The 17,432-nt window shown below is 39.2% G+C and carries 11 protein-coding genes; 2 read left to right on the top strand and 9 right to left on the bottom strand.

What is annotated here, in order from left to right; all coding sequences use genetic code 11:
- Positions 1-67: 67 nt before the first annotated feature.
- Positions 68-514 carry a nuclear transport factor 2 family protein gene (locus AC07UV_RS16000; RefSeq protein ID WP_495184473.1) on the top strand — a complete coding sequence of 149 codons (447 nt, stop codon included), beginning with the start codon at positions 68-70 and terminating at the stop codon, positions 512-514.
- A gap of 131 nt (positions 515-645) precedes the next feature.
- On the opposite strand, the gene AC07UV_RS15995 is transcribed toward AC07UV_RS16000, so the two are convergent.
- A complete protein-coding gene (locus AC07UV_RS15995; RefSeq protein WP_495184472.1) occupies positions 646-981 on the bottom strand; it encodes a hypothetical protein in 336 nt (111 codons plus the stop codon).
- Positions 982-1,690: 709 nt separating this feature from the next.
- Here AC07UV_RS15995 and AC07UV_RS15990 point away from each other — a divergent pair.
- Positions 1,691-3,241, top strand: a complete 1,551-nt coding sequence (locus AC07UV_RS15990; RefSeq protein ID WP_495184471.1) for a discoidin domain-containing protein — start codon at positions 1,691-1,693, stop codon at positions 3,239-3,241.
- 68 nt (positions 3,242-3,309) lie between these two features.
- Here AC07UV_RS15990 and AC07UV_RS15985 read toward each other — a convergent pair whose 3' ends face one another.
- From AC07UV_RS15985 to AC07UV_RS15950, 8 genes are all read right to left on the bottom strand, one after another.
- Positions 3,310-6,183: a glycoside hydrolase family 2 TIM barrel-domain containing protein gene (locus AC07UV_RS15985; RefSeq protein WP_495184470.1), complete on the bottom strand. Its 2,874-nt coding sequence runs from the start codon at positions 6,181-6,183 to the stop codon at positions 3,310-3,312.
- Positions 6,184-6,394: 211 nt separating this feature from the next.
- Positions 6,395-7,981, bottom strand: a complete 1,587-nt coding sequence (locus tag AC07UV_RS15980) for a RagB/SusD family nutrient uptake outer membrane protein (RefSeq protein WP_495184469.1) — start codon at positions 7,979-7,981, stop codon at positions 6,395-6,397.
- 18 nt (positions 7,982-7,999) lie between these two features.
- Positions 8,000-11,422: a TonB-dependent receptor gene (locus AC07UV_RS15975; RefSeq protein WP_495184468.1), complete on the bottom strand. Its 3,423-nt coding sequence runs from the start codon at positions 11,420-11,422 to the stop codon at positions 8,000-8,002.
- Positions 11,423-11,532: 110 nt separating this feature from the next.
- Complete coding sequence (locus AC07UV_RS15970) at positions 11,533-12,678, bottom strand: FecR family protein (protein ID WP_495184467.1); 1,146 nt, start codon at positions 12,676-12,678, stop codon at positions 11,533-11,535.
- Between the two features lie 82 nt (positions 12,679-12,760).
- Positions 12,761-13,408 (bottom strand): RNA polymerase sigma-70 factor, encoded by a 648-nt coding sequence (locus AC07UV_RS15965; RefSeq protein ID WP_495184466.1) that lies wholly within the window; start codon positions 13,406-13,408, stop codon positions 12,761-12,763.
- Positions 13,409-13,728: 320 nt separating this feature from the next.
- Positions 13,729-15,384: a hypothetical protein gene (locus tag AC07UV_RS15960; RefSeq protein WP_495184465.1), complete on the bottom strand. Its 1,656-nt coding sequence runs from the start codon at positions 15,382-15,384 to the stop codon at positions 13,729-13,731.
- A gap of 36 nt (positions 15,385-15,420) precedes the next feature.
- Positions 15,421-15,582, bottom strand: a complete 162-nt coding sequence (locus AC07UV_RS15955; RefSeq protein WP_282253069.1) for a hypothetical protein — start codon at positions 15,580-15,582, stop codon at positions 15,421-15,423.
- Positions 15,583-15,912: 330 nt separating this feature from the next.
- The gene (locus AC07UV_RS15950; protein WP_495184464.1) at positions 15,913-17,427 is read right to left on the bottom strand and encodes a tetratricopeptide repeat protein; all 1,515 of its coding nucleotides are present in this window, start codon (positions 17,425-17,427) and stop codon (positions 15,913-15,915) included.
- Positions 17,428-17,432 lie beyond the last annotated feature (5 nt).

Raw genomic sequence — 17,432 nt, 5'->3', positions numbered from 1 at the left:
GAATTGTGTTGTAGTTTTGAGTCAACAAATAAGAACAACAGAACTAACACAATAAAATAAAGACATTATGAACTCATTAGTAAAAACATTAGCAGCAACAGCCCTAATCGCAGTATCCACATTCGCTATGGCAGCTGAAGGACCAGGAGCAAAATCAGCAAAAGCAACCGTAAACCTTTCTACTGCAGACTTAGCACTTGATCATTATGTTGCGGTAACAACCGAAGGAGAATCGGCAGGTGTTGAGCAGTTATTCGCCGAAGATTTCAACCAAAAGATCCAAGGTTCCAATACACAATCTAACGGCCGTAATGCAGTTGTCAAATCCTTGAAAAAGCAAAAAGGTGAGGAGCTAAACTGTACAGTAAGTACTGATATTATCGAAGAGTCGGCGGATTATATGATCGCCAAAGTGATCCTAAAATTTGAAGACTTTACCAAGACAGATCTAGTGACTTTGGTTCGTGAGGGAAATGACTGGAAAGTGTCCGGTTCAGTCAACGCTTATAGATAGAATCCAATAACTAGTGGTGAGTCCAGTCAACTCAAGGCTGACCATTAGTGAATCATATGTTTATTTAAGGCCACGTCGTGAGATGTGGTTTTTTTTGTTTTTATAATTTTTATTTAGCAGGTTATCTTATCCTAAATAATTTTGTCAGGGATTTGATTTAACTGTGAAACTAAATAATTAATAGAGTCTGTCAATTCAGATTGGTTACAAATGTATTGCTCAATAACGCCATAGATTTCAAACGTTGATATATTAAAGCCATCTTCGATGTCATTATAGTAAATTATTTGATTTCCAAATGAAGCAACCACCCAAAACCCTCCATCTTCATCTCCAAATAATTTTTCTTGCCACTTTTGAGGAATGACTTTGATGAGATTCCAAAGGTTTAAAGCTTTATAATCCATTTTCAGGTCCACATGTAAAATAAGAAGTTCTAATTTGTTGATTGATGCCGGTGCCCACATGCTCAAAAATAATAAAATTTTAAAGAGAATTATGAGAAAAGGCGTACTAGTACCAAGCAGGAGCAAAGCCCATTGTACTCCATTGATGATATGTTACTTGAAGTTAAGAATAATCAGGTAAGGGCTAAGCGTTTTACCCGTCTTTGTAATATTTAGCTTTTTCTTTTTTGAAATTCCGAGGCTAGATTCTATTCAAGTGTAAGGTTTCGAGACTAATAGCAAGCAGGAGACGCACTTTCTTCCATCCAGTCCGCAGGAGCATATTATGGAGGCAGACGCATTAACATGTATACTGGGTTGATATATAGAAGTTAATAATAAAAATTGGCAGCGATTAGGGGCATGCAACCCTTTTTTGCACATACACTATATGATCGTTTGTAAACTAATTAAGCTTATCAAAAACATTTTAAAGGTTCTGTTATCACAGCTGAAAAATTATAAAGAGCTTAACCTTAATGAAAGGAGGGATATGTCGGTTCCCTAAAAAAATAAATACAATTAGACTCAAAAGAAAGAGGTATTTTGATCAGATCAAGAAATAAGAGTATTGTTTTTCAAGCTGAATAAAACAATACTGACCAGCCTTTGAGAAATCGAGATTTTGGGTGATATAATATTTTCCTCTAAGCTTATTGACCCTATAAATAAAAAAATGTAGGATTTTTAAATGTCTAACCCATAAAAATAAACCAAATTATATTTTAAAATGATGAAAAAAATAATCCCATTTATATTAATCACAGTTTTCTTTTTTACTGCATGCAAAAAAGATTTACACCCGGTAGATCCAAATACAGTACATACCCCCGACGGTTTTAGTAGTGATAGAACAAGAAATTTAAATATTGTTTATTTTGTACCCAATGATTTAGATACGTTACCAGACTATCAACGAAGGCTCAGTGATATCATGTTATGGGTCAGACAATTTTATAAAGATGAGATGACCCGAAATGGATATGCAAATAAAACTTTTGGAATGTTTGTCAATAGTGACAGTCTTGTCAAGATTATAACAATCAGGGGTAGTAAGCCCAAGAGCGCCTATCCCTATGAGGGCGGGAGTGGAGCTGTAGCGGAGGAGGTTAATGCATGGTTTGAAACTCATCCCTCTGATAAGACGAGCGATCACACCCTTATTATAATTCCTAGATATGAATTTAGACAAGATGGTACAGCCACCGGAGGGCCGTTTTATGGGACAGGGAAGTGGTGTTATGCATTAGACTATGAGGGTTTTAATATCGCCAATATCGGTTTGGCCAATAATCAATTTACAGGTTGGTTTGGTGGTTTAGCTCACGAACTGGGTCACGGGTTAAATCTTCCTCACAATTCAGAGAAAGTTTCGGAGAAATTAACACTCGGTACCGCCCTGATGGGGTATGGCAATTTTAGTTTGGGTAAAGAGGGAACAATGCTAACTGCTGCAGACGCAGCAATTTTGAATGCAAATCAAATTTTCAATAAAGATAGTAAAACTTATTACGGAGCCGCGAACGCGGAAATAGATCGCATTTACGCCCAATATGACGCTGCAAAAGAAGCTATTGTTGTGTCAGGTAAGTTTCATTCATCAAATAAGATTAATAGTATTGCATATTATAATGATCCCGAAGGGGGCGGAGACTATAACGCGATAACATGGGAATCAAAAACAATTGGTATAGATAGCTTTTATGTTGAAATGAAAACTTCGGATTTACAATACAAAGGAGACTCATTGTACGATTTAAGGCTAAGATTTATCCATGAGAATGGTATAATTTCCACCTTTACTTATAACTATAAATTCATAAATAATATACCGATAATAAATTTTAGTACCCGTTCGGAACTAAGCAAACAAGGTTGGCAAGTGCATTCTTTTAGTTCTGAAGAAATAGCTGAAGAAAATGGAGCTGCATCAAATCTCATTGATGGCAGTTCTTCGAGCTATTGGCATTCTCGTTGGTCGACCAACGAAACTACTTTTCCTCATGAATTAGTCATAGATTTAGGAGCAATCAAAACAGCCCATGGACTCAGCTACACACATCGCAATGGATTGTCGCGTGCAGTTAAAAATATAGAAGTTTCCTATAGTGCCGATGGGGTTAGCTTTAACCAAGTTGGAAATTACGAGGTTCCAAATCTCAATGGACCACAGTATTTGGATTTTATGGCACCAATGTCATTTAGGTTTCTTAAAATAAAAGCCATTGATGCTTGGGACGGAGAACAGTTTGCAGCAATTGCTGAGCTAGGTCTTTATTGATAAAGTGTTAAGTTTTTATAGCATCAATGTTGATTCTTTACATCAATATTGATGCTATAGTATTAAAGTCAATCAGACTTTATTCCAGAAAACTCAAGTTCCCTCACAGCAACGACACTGTTCTCAGGTTGAATTCCTTCAATTACGAGGCGCATGAAACGAACCCCTAGTTGTTTTATGCTCTTGGAATTGTAATCTTGCCCCGACGAGGATAAATGTCTGTCTATTGGTGACCATATAAGCCCATCGATAGACGATTCCAAGGTATAAAGATACCAATCACTATCCTTCCCCCAATAAATCCGATAAGAATCTAAATCATACTTCTCTCCCAGATCAATAGAAATTGTAATCGGGAGTTTTAGCTTATCTGCTCGCCAGAAACTAGTGAGGTTTCCATCAGTTATTAGCTTTAGTGAGTCGATTGGGATTCCATCTATTTTAACGGTGGCAGTTGAAAGGTTTAGCTTTTCTCTTTTGTGCGCAAATGTTGCGGTATTTCTATTTTCAGTATGAGGATTATCATACTCATTCACCCAGGTATACCGCTTGCCGTCGGGGACCTGATTCTTATTTTTAGGAATACTTGCTATTATACCGGTTGCGGATTGTAATCCTTCACTGCTTGCATTAATAATAATTTGACCGGCTTCAGTCGTTGTACGAATAAGTACATAGGCTATGCCACCTTCAGTAAATTGTGGAGAAACCTTTGTATGAGGATTATTTCCACCTATCAGACGACCTTTTCCTGAGACAACCAACTTAATTGGAATTGCATCTGCTTGGTCAGGTGAGCTTACCAAATTTCCTTTTTCATCACAAATTTTAATATAAACCGGTATCATATCTGATCCTCCTGCATGGGGAACGATGCCTTGATCAGCGAATTCTATTTGTAGATGGTGGGGTGACCTGGCAGTTGAAACACGATGGGTACAAACGACTTTTCCGCCCAATATTCCCTCCGCTTCCAGTTCTCCTGATTCGTAATCTGTTAGTTCAAAACGAAAATACGAGCTGCCTCCCTTTTTGTAGATAAATGGCGCTGTTACCGAATTGTTTTCTCTGTTTTTTTCGCCCACAAGTTTGTTATTTCGAAAGAGCCTGACGGTGTCACAATTTGAGAATACGATGATATTAGCATCCAGATCTTTCCTTGCATTGTGACTTGCGATATGTACAACAGGACCATAAGCGGGATTTCTGGCATCCTGCATCGCTTTCATTTGATAATAGCCAAATTTTGGGTATCTATCCAAATCAACTACTCCACTGAACGCAGTGACCGGATCATAACCGCGGGTATAATCGTTGAAACTCCAAAGGAAATATCCACTTATTCGAGGGTTTGCGTCCAGACCTGCATGATCCCAATAGCCTCCGAGAGATTCTTCTTTTTCCCCATTGAGTGCATTCTGTCGTAATATTGATTGGTTGATTAATCCTTTATCGCCGTAAAGCCTCGAAGCACGGAGTCCATTTTCTTTACTTGGATCTGCAAACCATGCATCGCCCCATTCCCTTGTCAATGAAGGGCTTTTGGGGAATGGGTCAGTTCCATCAGGATCAACCACCTTATAAAATACGTCGTAGAAAGGTTGGCTTCTACTATTAAGGTCATCGGCTGTAAATAGTTGATCACCGGGTAACTCATCGTGAGCGATCTTTACCGCCTTCATCATCCAGGACGCTGGAGTAGGAGACTCGTTGAGCGATGTTTCCCATAAAAAAATAGAAGGATGATTACGGTCTCTCCTGATCATTTTGCGAATATCACGATATGTACGTTCGATAAATAAATCATCTTCATTAAAATATTGCCACCCCGGTTGGCATTCGATCACCAATAGACCTAGAGAATCACAAGCATCAAGAAATGCTGGCGATGGTGGATAGTGCGCGGCTCTTACCGCATTGAACCCTCCTTTCTTCAAAAGCATAACATCGCGATATTGCATCGAATTGCTTGCCGCATCCCCTACATAAGGGAATGCCTGGTGCCTGTTGGCACCCCGAATGTAAAGTTTATCGCCGTTTAAATAAAAGCCATCGGCTTTGCCGGTAGGAGAACGAAAGCTGAATCTCCTTATACCTATCCATGTATTTACCTCATCAATTAAAATATCGTTGTCATAAATGCGTGAAACCAGTTGGTATCGGAATGGATGATCGGGAGACCATAACTGCGGATTAAAAACCTCGAGCTTTTGGACAAAAGTAGAATCACCGGGAGAGATATTTGTTCTGCTATTGGTCTCTGAAACGATTTTCCCGGTATTATCTAATAGTATTGTCTCCAAACGCAATTTGGATATCAAATGGGTATTGCTGTTTACGATATGCGTTCGGCAGTTAACTGTTGCCTTTTCTTTAGTAACCGCCGGAAAGCTTACCAGAATTCCACCTCCAGCAATGATATCCGTTTCCATAGGATCCGAAATATAGGTTTTATCGGTAATGATCATTTTTACTTCCCGATAGATCCCTCCATAATAATTAAAATCTAGTTTCTGCATAGGTTTGCCGGGGGGCGTTGACCCGTCATCCTTATTGCTGACGCGTATTGCGAGCACGTTATCTTTATCATATTGGATGTACGGCGTTATATCAACCACAAAGCCTAGGTATCCGCCAGCATGTTCTGCAATTTTTTTTCCGTTAAGAAAGATTGTACAATTAGTTTGGACGCCTTCAAATTGAAGTACGGTTCTTTTATTTTGCAGTCCGCCGGAAAGACGAAAATAACGGCGATACCATCCCGTACCTTGAAATACGCCGCCGCCGTTGTGTTTTGCCTCCAAACGCATAACATGCGGAATATTTACCGCTTCCCATTTGCTGTCATCATAATCTATCTCCATCGCCTGGTCCATATCTCCTCGATAAAATGCCCAGTTGGTATTCATATCAAGTCGTGTTCTTGCAGAGTGTTTTTTCATTGCAAACAGCGATGAACATATACCCCACAATATTAAGGCAGGCAAAATGTACTTTGTTTTTTTCATGTAAAAAATATAGTCCACTTTAGTTTCTGCTAAAAGCTGTCAGCAAAGCACTTTATTAGTGGCGAAAAATGTAAGATTAGTCTATTTTTCTTTATAAAAAATTAGCCATCAGCACTAAATATTTTAAGCTGATGGCTACGATTTATTAATTTGGATAACCTGGATTTTGAGTTAGATTAGGATTTACATCAGTTTCTTTTCGAGGGATTGGCCAAAGGTAATCCCTTTCATTTGAAAATGTCCTAGACTCCACCTCTATATGGTCACCAGTAAGCATTATCGATCCGTTTTTGGAATCCACAGTACCGAGTCTAGTGCCATACACTTTCCCTTGCCGTACTTGTGGCCCTATTTTCCAGCGTTTTATATCAAACCAACGTAAACCTTCCAATGCAAGTTCAACGCGGCGTTCTCTTCTTACCAATTCGCGTAAAGTTGTTTGATTAGCATAAATAGATCTATCAACTTTGGGCATTCCGGCCCTTTGTCTTACGGCATCAATAGCGTCATACACACTGTTGTCGATGCTTGCACTTTCTATTTTTGCTTCAGCATATGTCAGCAATATCTCCGCATAGCGTATGAGAATCATATTTAAACCCGTATTCCATAAATCCGGATAGTCAGATAGATTAGACGTGTATTTTTTATATAAATAGCCCGTTTTAGAATTATTACTTCCGTTATAGTAGTCTCCAGAACTTCGTTCAATTGGATTATAATATTTTCCTTCGTAGAACTGTCCCGGATAGACGATAGATGCTGTAAGACGAGGATCCCTATCTTTATAAGGATCGTTTTTGTTATAATTGGCACCTGGATCATCGATCGTTTTTCCATTGGCCATTTCATAAGCGTCTACCAAAGATTGCGTCGGATCAATCGAGCCCCATCCACCAAAAGTTGAGGATGGCATAATGCCAATGTTGCCGTTGGAATAGTCATTTTCCTTATATTGTATGTCAAGGATAATCTCATTGTTATTCTCATTCTGTATTCGGAAAACGTCTTGATAGGAGGAGAAAAGGGAGTAGCCCATTTCCATGACTTGCTTGCTGGTAATGACACAATCTGCGTATTTACCGCTATACAGCTCTAAACGTGCTTTGAGCGACAAGGCCGCTCCTCGGGTAATTCTGCCCACATCGTTAGCAGAATATTTCACAGGAAGTTCTGGCGTGATCGCCTTCAATTCATCGAGGATATATTTCTGGATCTCAGAGACAGCTGTACGACTTACCGCATTTGCTTCATCTTGGCTAAGTGTTTTAGTGACAAGTGGGACATCACCGTAAAGTTGGGACAAGGTAAAATACTGATAAGCACGTAGGAAACGTGCTTCCGCTTTCATTCTGGTTTTCAATGCTTCGTCCATAGGGGTTTTATCCACGTTTTCTAGAAACCAGTTGGATTTCTGGATCGTGCTATATGACGGAGACCATCTATCAGTGATCCAAGTGTCTGAAGGACTCCCGGACCCATTTCCCAAGCTTGTATAACCTTCCCAATAATATTGGCTGTACACATTGTCCGATAAAGCATCCATGTAAAGCACATGGTATCCGTCGCTCCAGGAGTTATAACAACCATTAAGGGCTACTAGTGCATCATTCTCCGAAGACCAGAGCGAAGAATTGCTGTAGGCATCCTTGGGATTTCTGTCCAGAAAATCTTTCTGGCAAGCCGTAAATGTTATACTGAGAAAAAGAGATAATATTAAAGTTTTTTTCATGTCTAATGCGAATAAGAGTTAAAAAGTGACATTTAGGCCCAGCGTATGTACTTTGACCTGAGGATAATAATATATGCCACTGCTATAAGAAGCCTCCGGGTCGATCCAGTCTTGAAGTCCGCTGAAAGTCAATATATTTTGACCGCTATAATAGATACGGGCACGGCTGATTCCCAATTTTTTGATTGAGCTGGTGAAGTTATATCCTACCTGTAGATTTTTTAGGCGGATATAGGAGGCATCTTTGACCCAGAATGAAGAAGGATTGTCTATTGCATTATTCTGATTTTGGGAATAAAGGATCCTAGGAAGTGACGCTCCGGGATTTTCGGGGGTCCAAGTATCCAATAACGCAGATGTAGGCTTTCCTGCGGCGTCGCCAACTTCGCCTAGCTTTCCTTCCAGATACGTTTTTACACGAGCGGCCCCTTGAAAGAACAGTGTAAGGTCGATATTCTTATATGTACCGCCCAATGTTAGTCCGAAAGTGGTCTTGGGGTAGTAATTGCCTAAATATTGTTTATCGTCGCTATCAATTACTTTGTTGCCGTCAATATCACGGTATTTTAAATCCCCGGCTCCGGTCCGGTTGCTTTGAACAGCATGCTTTTCTACCTCTTCTTTCGTTTGGAAAATTCCGTCTGCAATATAGCCATATAGCGAATTGATAGGATAGCCTACCTCTTGTATCGTAGTATTTGTTAGGTAGGGACCAGTACCATACAGATCTGTGATCTTATTATCGATAAAAGAGATGTTGAACGAACCATTGTAGGCAAAATCTCCCTTATTGTCTTTGTATCCAAGTACAAATTCCCAGCCTTTGTTTTGTACAGCACCAGCATTTCTCGTTGGGGGTTTTAATCCATATACGCCACTGACGGGTACATTCAGTATAATGTCATTTGTTTTCCGATTAAACCAGTCGACCGTCAGATCCAGTTTTCCTTTGAAGAATGACGCATCGATACCTGCACCATAAGTTGTCGTGCTCTCCCAGCGCAGATCGGCATTGGCACCACTAGTCGGAGCTACGCCCGTTGCTATAATAGGGGAGGCTCCGCCAAACGTATAGTTTTGATCAGAACTGATCACGGTGATGTATGGGTAGTATGGCGCACTAGGAAAGTCACCATTCGCTTTGACTTCCTGATTACCGAGTTTTCCCCATGATCCACGGATTTTTAAAGCAGATATAGATTCCTTTACTGGCTCAAAGAAATTTTCTTTGTTCAGATTCCATCCAGCTGAGAATGAAGGAAAAGCACCCCAGCGGTGTTTTGGTGAAAAACGAGATGTTCCATCATACCTCAAATTAGCTTCAAATAGGTACTTACCTGCAAAATCGTAATTTAATCGACCAAAATAAGAACGCAATGCCATTTCATATCCATAACCAGAGGCAGTTTGTCCGGCGGTCGATCCGAGATTGATTTCACTCAGCTCATTGTTGAGAAAGCGCTGTCTGTAAGCACTATTTTCAGTATATTGTGTAAGCTCTTGAAAATAGCCTCCCAATACCTTTATATTATGATCTCCAAAGCTTTTTGTATAATCTAACAAGCCCTGGAGTGTTGTCCTTCGGAAGGTTGTATTTTTATCAGTAAGTTTATTTGGTCCTTGATAGAAGGTTTTGTCTCCGGCTGCATTGTAATACTGAATGTCAGCAATAAAAAACTTATTTTGTGCTATAGAAGATACAAATCCCAGTGTAGGTTTAAAATGGAGGCCTTTTAGGATTTCCCAGTCAGCACCAACATTTCCGGCAAAATCATAATAGTTTTCGCGGTTAAAAGACGGTGATTCAAGCCAGGCAAGTGGATTTCCATCGGCTATACTTCCATAGTGACCATTTTCATATTTATAAGGAATCATTGGAACAATTCGGTTAATTTGTCGCACCACCTGAGTGAATCCCGATACCCCTGGCATGCTTGATTGCGGTTCCAGTAATGGCGAGTAAGTATAGGCGAGATTGCCGTGAACTTTCAGTTGGTCATTGACTTTTGATTCTAGATTAAAGCGGGAAGTATAGCGCTTCGCATTTGTTTTTTTTATAAGACCATTTTGATCGAAATAACCAAGGGAGAGCATGTACCGGGACTTGTCGTTTCCACCATTTACGCTCAAGTAATGATTCTGTTGTATCCCGTTGCCCCTATAGGCTAGATCCAACCAGTCCGTATTGGGATAATTATAGGGATCAGATCCATTCTTAAATTTTTCAATTTCTTCTTCCGTATATCGAGGTTGTTTTCCTTCATTGCGGAGAGCCTGATTATAGAGTCCCGCGGCTTGCCAAGACGGCAAATAATCAAAAAGCCCGGTTGCACTTTGTTTGCCGACATAGGTGTTATAGGTCAGGATAGTTTTTCCCTTCTTACCTTTTTTCGTCGTGATTAAGATTACCCCGTTGGCTGCCCGAGATCCGTAAATAGCAGCAGATGCTGCATCTTTCAATACCGATATACTTTCTATATCATCAGGGTTGACATTGTTCATAGTAGAGATCATTCCATCAACGACAACCATCGCACCAGCATTGTTGAGTGTTCCAATGCCACGCACACGTATGGTGGCCGCATCACGTCCGGGTTGTCCAGAATTTGCAGCAGTAACTGTGACTCCTGCCATTGTTCCCTGTAATGCATTTCCAACGCTTGTAACAGGACGGTCGATCAGTTGTGAAGCACGAACGGTAGAAACTGATCCCGTTAAATTTTCTTTGCGCTGTTGGCCAAACCCGACTACAACTACTTCCTGAAGATTTTGCTGATCCGATAGCATCGTAACCTGAAGAGCGTCTTTGCCATCGGCTGCTACCTCTTGTGGTTTATAGCCTATATAACGGAAGATAAGAACACCTTCGTGAGGTATTTTCAGTTGGAATTTTCCGTTTGCATCGGTCGTTGTTCCAATTCCATTACTGCCTTTTAACATGACATTTACCCCTGATAAGGTTTTTACCGAATCACGTACGGTACCCGTAGCAATTAGTTGCTGAACCTTAGGTTCAAATGATGCGACTTCCCTCATTTGAATCACAATGGTATTGTTTTTTAATGTATATGTTATAGGCTGTAGGGCAAGACATTTGTCAAGCGCTTCACGAAGCGGCATATCGGTCACGTTGATATCTATTCGTTTACTTTTCTCCAATACGTCATTTTTGTAGACAAAGTCGTAACCAGTCTGCTGTTTAATCGCGTTGAATATAGTCTGCAGCGGGGCCTTTTCCATATAGAGTGTTACTTGCTGACCATTGGCAGCCAAAGACGATTGCAGAAAGGCAGCGGTTAGAATAATACAGGTTAGGTATATTTTCATAAAGCCTTTTTTTAAAATAGATCCAGATGTTCCATTTATTAGGTTATAGTAACCTGATGTGTTAGCAACATTGGAATAAGGGGAAAGATCTCCTTTGGTATTAGTAAACATCATTTTATTTTTAGGATTAATCAATTAAAATTAATTTGGTCAGGATTCTAACTGTCTAAAGGTATATGTAGTATTCGGTCACTATTTAGGAGAATCCATAGCTTGTTTTTTATCTACGGTTTGATCATAATCCTCCTTCCTTTTAGGTTAAAATGAATACCGGTCAGTTTGAGTACGTCCAATACTTCCTGTATATCTTTTGAGCGTGAGATTGACCCGCCGAATTTTATTTTACCAATATTTTCTTCGTAGCTAACCTCCACGTCATACCAGCGCGAAATCTGTCGCATAATTTCTTCCAAAGGCATATCATCAAATGCAAAATCGCCTTGCTTCCAGGCAATAGACTGTGAAGCACCCACCTGCTTGAAGGTTAGATTTTCATTATTGAGGATACTCTGTTGCCCGGGTTTTAATATTATCGAAGTATTTCGATCAGTTGGAGATACCTTTACGCTACCTTCTATTAATGTTGTTTTGACGGTTTCTTCGTCCTGATATGCATTAATATTGAAAGTTGTGCCTAATACCGTTACTATCTGCTTATCTGTCTCTACGATGAAAGGGAGTTTCTCGGCTTTCGTCACCTTTTTAGTAACCTCAAAATATCCTTCCCCCATTAATTTGACCCGTCTCTCTTTACCTGAGAAATTGGTTGGAAAGCTCAGTGATGAAGAAGCATTGAGCATTACTGAAGTACCATCTGCGAGCAGTAACTTAAACTTTCCACCTTTTGGGACTGTAATCGTATTTATTCCTTCGTCATGTGGTGTTCCGTTCCTAAGTGTGTAACTCAAGATTCCTTTTTCCAACATCTGGATAGCGCCTCCGGTAGCAAAAGATAGATTCTCCGATGTCGTACTGTCCAGGTACATTGTACGTCCATCTGCAAGCTGCAATATTGCCTTATCTGAACCCGGGTGAACGAGTATAGCTTGTGGTTCCCGAATTTCCAGTAGGTTTTGAAAGTTCATCATCAGGACTACAGCTAAAAAAATAGCAACAGCAGCAATCATCGATGGTCTAAAAAGAAATTGAAATGGCTTATCTATTTTTTGTTTATCAGCAATCGTTTTATCTATTTTTTTCCATATAATATATTCGCGTATTTTTTTATTTCCATGTTTAGTTTCGTCCCATTCTTCTGTTTGAGATTCAATATGCTTGTAGAATGAAAATAGTTGATCTTCTTCTTGCTTGTTTGTTTTCTTTTTAAGGTATTTGCTGATGATACGCTGTATGGTCTTTCTATCTTTCATGTCTGTATTATAATTGTATGTGCAAAAAAAAAGCACCAACCCCTAAGAGTTGATGTTTTTAATTTTTTTAGCTCAACGTGATCTATCGGAAAATATTGAGGATTGTTAATAAGAAAAGCGGTAAGGTCCATGGAGAGAGGTATTTTCTCATTTTTTTTATGGCAATGGTAATTTGGTTTTCTACGGTTTTTATTGAAATATTGAGGCGGGCTGCTATTTCCTTATTGGTGAGATGCTCCTTTCTGCTCAAGTAAAAAATTACACCGCATTTTTCGGGCAATTTTTCGATGCCTATTTTTAAAGCTTCTTCGATCTCTTTGTGATGCTCCTGAGAATCAAAAAATGCTGCTGGCAAATTAACTAACTCCATTACAAAGTTATTTCTACATTTTTTTTCGTTTATGCACCTGAAGACCTGAAAACGTACTGCTGTAAATAAATAAGATTCCAGATTCTTTATCGACAAGGCCGAACGTCTGATCCAGAGCTGCGAAAATATCTCCTGAACAATATCCTCACACAATTCCCTGTCACGGAGAATATTGTAAGCTGCTAGATAAAGCCTGTCCCAAAACAGGGTATATAATTTTTCAAACGCGACCTTCGATCCACCATAAAGCGCTCCTAACAGGATTGTATTTTCATGTTGTTGAGTAGCTCTCTTTTCCGAATCTGATAAATTAACATTATGGATAATTTCCATATTATTATAGTGGTAATTTTTTGCCATATCCGTTGGTTCGAAAATGCGTCATTATTGAGATATTAAATCTCTACGCAGGTTAAATTGGTAAGTAATTCTTTAGTTGAGTGGTAAACTATGGCTACATTGATACACTCCCTTTGACGTGAGGATTATTATTGGGCGTTCTGCTTTGTATAATTGGTTTAGGAATACCGTTTATCAGACTCAATATATTTTAATCTAATTGAGAATTTTAATAGCTAATAAAAAGCAACCTATTGATAAATAGGCCGCTTTTTACCATTATCTGTCAAGAACGCCTCCCCGTCAGATAACTATATTATCCATAAAAAAGAACGCACAAATTAATTTCTTACACAACGGACATTTTTCAACTGGGTTTCTACTAAATCCACGCCAATTACCGACACATTGAGTAAGCTAGCTGTAAGGTCGTCATTGTGAATATTGAAAGCGCCTCTTTCGGCATGATAATACCATGCGCCAAAACCAAAAAGCCCACCAAGGTTTACTCCTGATGTACCCGTCCATAATTCGGCACGGTTACCATAATTGGCCAGATTGATCTGTAAGACACCATTTACAAAAGCGAATGAATTACTACCGCCGTTAAAGTTGAAATGAAGCTTGTTGCTCGGATAAGGAGCCGCTGTTCCGCTGGCATCATATTCAAAGTAACCACGGTTATTGACTGACCCGTAAGTTGTTTGCTTACCGCCAACCCCTAATACTCCAGTGAGTTTTCTAAAGTCGCTTTCACTCGCTTGGCGCCAAACGCCAGTAGGATACACCTGGGCACAAGGGTCACTATTTACGCCAAATTGATCCGGAACCAGGCCTTTGAATGAGAAATATGTATTTCTTGCATTGGAGTGCGCGTACGTATGGTGAAAACGGTAGGGGTTGTGTCCGGCTTGGTAATAAATATTTTGTCTAGCCCATCTCGTTCCTTCAACAGTCAATGGTGATTCTATTAAATTGACTAGCAAATGGTGGCTATTTCCTAATACAGGCGTGATGTTGAATGCGAAATTGACAGGAGTAGCTGAAAATTGGCGGGTGGAGTTGTCATCAATCTTTAAAGCTAAATTGGAGACACTCACTTTGATTCCGCCTGATACCGCTGCCGGATCGGCTGTGTAGGTATAGGCAATTTTAGCATCTTGATAGAGTGCATTGATGTCCTTAAAATCGACAAATGGAATTTCGTGATCTGCAGCTATAAGATCACTTAAGGCGCCGCTGGCGATATCAATCGAAGCCGTTTTTATTCCGGCTACAGCGACTTTTGCACCTGTCATATTTGCAAACATACCTTGTGTATTCAATTCTATCCCAAGTCGTGAAAATTTGTGACTGAACATGATATTAATAGGCACGTTTACGCTACTGCCACCAGTAGGCACCGATACCTCGCCCGAAGTATATAAGATATCTTTTCCTCCCGGAAGGCTGATTTTTGTATTTGCAGAAGTCACGTCAGGGACATCATCAGTTGTGTTGTAAGAAAGGGCCACCCATTTATAGGTTTTCCCTTGCGTTACATCAATAGTTCCTTGCGTTCCGGCAATAAATTGCTCAGATGAAATTAATTGTGTTCCATCTTGCGAAAACAAGTATAGACGGTATTTTACACCATTTTCTATAGCGGCAGCTCTTGTAGAGCTACCGTTATTTGAAGCTGCTTTCGTTAAAGATTGTGCTGCCGTGAATGGTACGATGTTATCTGTCTGTAGGACCGCATCAAATTCTGGAAATTCTAACACTTTTGTATTCCCTGAGCTTGATTCAGCTACTTTTGCTTGCGAACCTTTTGTCGATATATTTTGATTTTCATTAATTCCCGACACGTTCAACATTAATTTTGTCCCCTCGACTTTGGCTGTTTCTTCGATTTGTTCCCTGTCTTTCGAGCAACTCGAAAAAGTGCCGCTCCCTACTAGCAACAATGCAATAGAAACGGCCGTCCAGTTTAATTGGTTTTTATATAATACTTTCATAAGAAATCTTGATTTTTAGTTCTTTAATAGCCTATTTTACAAATCTCCATTACCACTACCATCCGAACCATCGCCCCAGTCACCCACCCCTGGGTTGGGCGTTCCTGTTCCTCCCGAACCTGCAGCAATCCCTTGCTCTAGTTCAATAGTAAGCACGTTAATAGCTGGTGCTTCATAATTTTTCTTTTCTGTTTTCATTTTTAATTTTATTTAAGTTTAAATCACTATTAAATGATTAGTGTTCGGACTACCTGACATTGACCCAAGCTTTTCAGAGAGCGAGGAAAGTCATAATAGAATCCGATACAAACTTGAATATTTTGTGAAATAGAAAAGAAAATTTATCCCCCCCAAGAACTACTCTTGTGTTTTTAAGGTGTTGATTTTAAGTGTTTTAATTTTGTTTTGAATATTCTAGGTAAGCTTTAAATTACAGTGTTTTTTATAGATTTCATGAAAATAGCATTATCTGTTATGACAATAAATGTTATAGAAAAAAAAGATAAATTGATTTTTAAGAGGTGCTTCTTAACTTGTGGTTGGTTGGCTGTCGTCCACATGGTTTCTCAGCCAGAGGATGAAATCCTCTTCCGGAGCGAGTCCTAGCTTTTTTCTCAGGTTATAGCGATTGTTTTCAATTGTTTTTGTTGCTTTGAACGTATAGTCAGCAATCTCTTTTGTTGAGAAGCCAAGATAGATATAAGCACATAGGATTAACTCAGATGATTTGAAATTTGCGTCAATGCATAACATCCTTTTTAAAAATTTAGGGTGAACCTCTTGGAAACGAGCCCAAAATGTTGGTGAATTTTTTTTCGCTAAAGCTATAAGGTCTGAAAATGATTCATTTACTTTCAATTCCAGTGTCTCGATGAGCTGTTTGTTTTGCGCTATTTCAATTTCCTTTGCAGAGAGTAGTTTCTTCTTCTTTAATTTGTATTTCCTGTATTTCCATAACAATAGTAGTAGTGTGACCAAAAAAGCTATGGCGAGCAACATGTTTAATAGCTCGTCTCTATTTTTTATTATTAATTCTTGTTTTTCAATATTGTCTAATACTGCTTGTACCCGTTTTCTATTCTTGTTTTCGTCAATTAATCGTTCAGAAGCAGATAGCTTTAGGTACTTTTCCTCGTTATCGTACTGTTGCAATTTGCCATAGCTTTTCGATATTTTTAAATACAAGTCCGCAGATGTAGATCGGTTGCAAGTTCTTTTTTGTTTGTCAGCTAGGGCAAGTAAATAATACTCGATGGCTTTTTCCGTGTCTCCGGTCTGCATATAATAATCGGCATACAATTCCAGAAAAAGGGTACGTTGCTTATTATCTATTAGAGCCTGTTTGTAAGCAAGCTGGATAAAAGGAAAAGCTTCATTAGGCTTAAACTGTTCTATGTAGATCATCGCCCTATAATAAAATAGATTTGCTTTTACTTTATAGATTTTTTTTAAGCGATTATAAATAGAGTCGGGGACTGTTTCTACATGTTCCAGAGCTAATTCACTATAATGTTGGGCGGGTGGATAATCGTTGATTATGGTGTAAGAAATTCCGAGGGCAGCGAGACTCAGTGCTGCAGTCATCGCAGATTCAGGATCTTTTCTTGATAATGTCAGATCAATTACTTCCTGGTGCTGTTTAGCTTGCTGTTTATAGAGATGAAGTCGAGAATAATGAAATCCTTTCAAGGCCAGCAGACGCGCTTTTAGCGGCTTGTACGTCTTTGATGCATTTTCGTTGAGCCCTTTTTCGATATATGGATATGATTTTTCATATTCTTCCAGCATGTTGAGGCAATAAGCTATATAATAATAAGTTTCTGCTTTACGTCTAGAATCTGTTGTTTTATCGGCGATGATACTGGCCTTTTTTGCATATTCTAAAGATATGAGGTAATTATTTTCGAGTGACTGATCTGCTTGCCGCAGGAGAGAGTCAATTGTTGATTTGTTGGCCTTATCTCGATCACAGGAATGTAAATTGACGATACAGAAAAATAATGATAGAAATTTCAAAAGGGTCCCTAAAATACTGTTTAACATAATTA

The organism is Sphingobacterium sp. GW821-FHT03E03, from assembly GCF_059420745.1.
The sequence above is the reverse complement of the archived record's forward strand: the minus strand, read 5'-3'. Positions and strand labels throughout refer to the sequence as shown.

What these genes read in the sequence shown, in the direction of transcription:
- AC07UV_RS15970 (WP_495184467.1), bottom strand. Translation starts at nt 12,678, where the DNA reads ATGAAAGATAGAAAGACCATACAGCGTATCATCAGCAAATACCTTAAA.
- AC07UV_RS15990 (WP_495184471.1), top strand. Translation starts at nt 1,691, where the DNA reads ATGATGAAAAAAATAATCCCATTTATATTAATCACAGTTTTCTTTTTT.
- AC07UV_RS15950 (WP_495184464.1), bottom strand. Translation starts at nt 17,427, where the DNA reads ATGTTAAACAGTATTTTAGGGACCCTTTTGAAATTTCTATCATTATTT.
- AC07UV_RS15985 (WP_495184470.1), bottom strand. Translation starts at nt 6,183, where the DNA reads ATGAAAAAACACTCTGCAAGAACACGACTTGATATGAATACCAACTGG.
- AC07UV_RS15980 (WP_495184469.1), bottom strand. Translation starts at nt 7,981, where the DNA reads ATGAAAAAAACTTTAATATTATCTCTTTTTCTCAGTATAACATTTACG.
- AC07UV_RS15955 (WP_282253069.1), bottom strand. Translation starts at nt 15,582, where the DNA reads ATGAAAACAGAAAAGAAAAATTATGAAGCACCAGCTATTAACGTGCTT.
- AC07UV_RS16000 (WP_495184473.1), top strand. Translation starts at nt 68, where the DNA reads ATGAACTCATTAGTAAAAACATTAGCAGCAACAGCCCTAATCGCAGTA.
- AC07UV_RS15995 (WP_495184472.1), bottom strand. Translation starts at nt 981, where the DNA reads ATGTGGGCACCGGCATCAATCAACAAATTAGAACTTCTTATTTTACAT.
- AC07UV_RS15960 (WP_495184465.1), bottom strand. Translation starts at nt 15,384, where the DNA reads ATGAAAGTATTATATAAAAACCAATTAAACTGGACGGCCGTTTCTATT.
- AC07UV_RS15975 (WP_495184468.1), bottom strand. Translation starts at nt 11,422, where the DNA reads ATGATGTTTACTAATACCAAAGGAGATCTTTCCCCTTATTCCAATGTT.
- AC07UV_RS15965 (WP_495184466.1), bottom strand. Translation starts at nt 13,408, where the DNA reads ATGGCAAAAAATTACCACTATAATAATATGGAAATTATCCATAATGTT.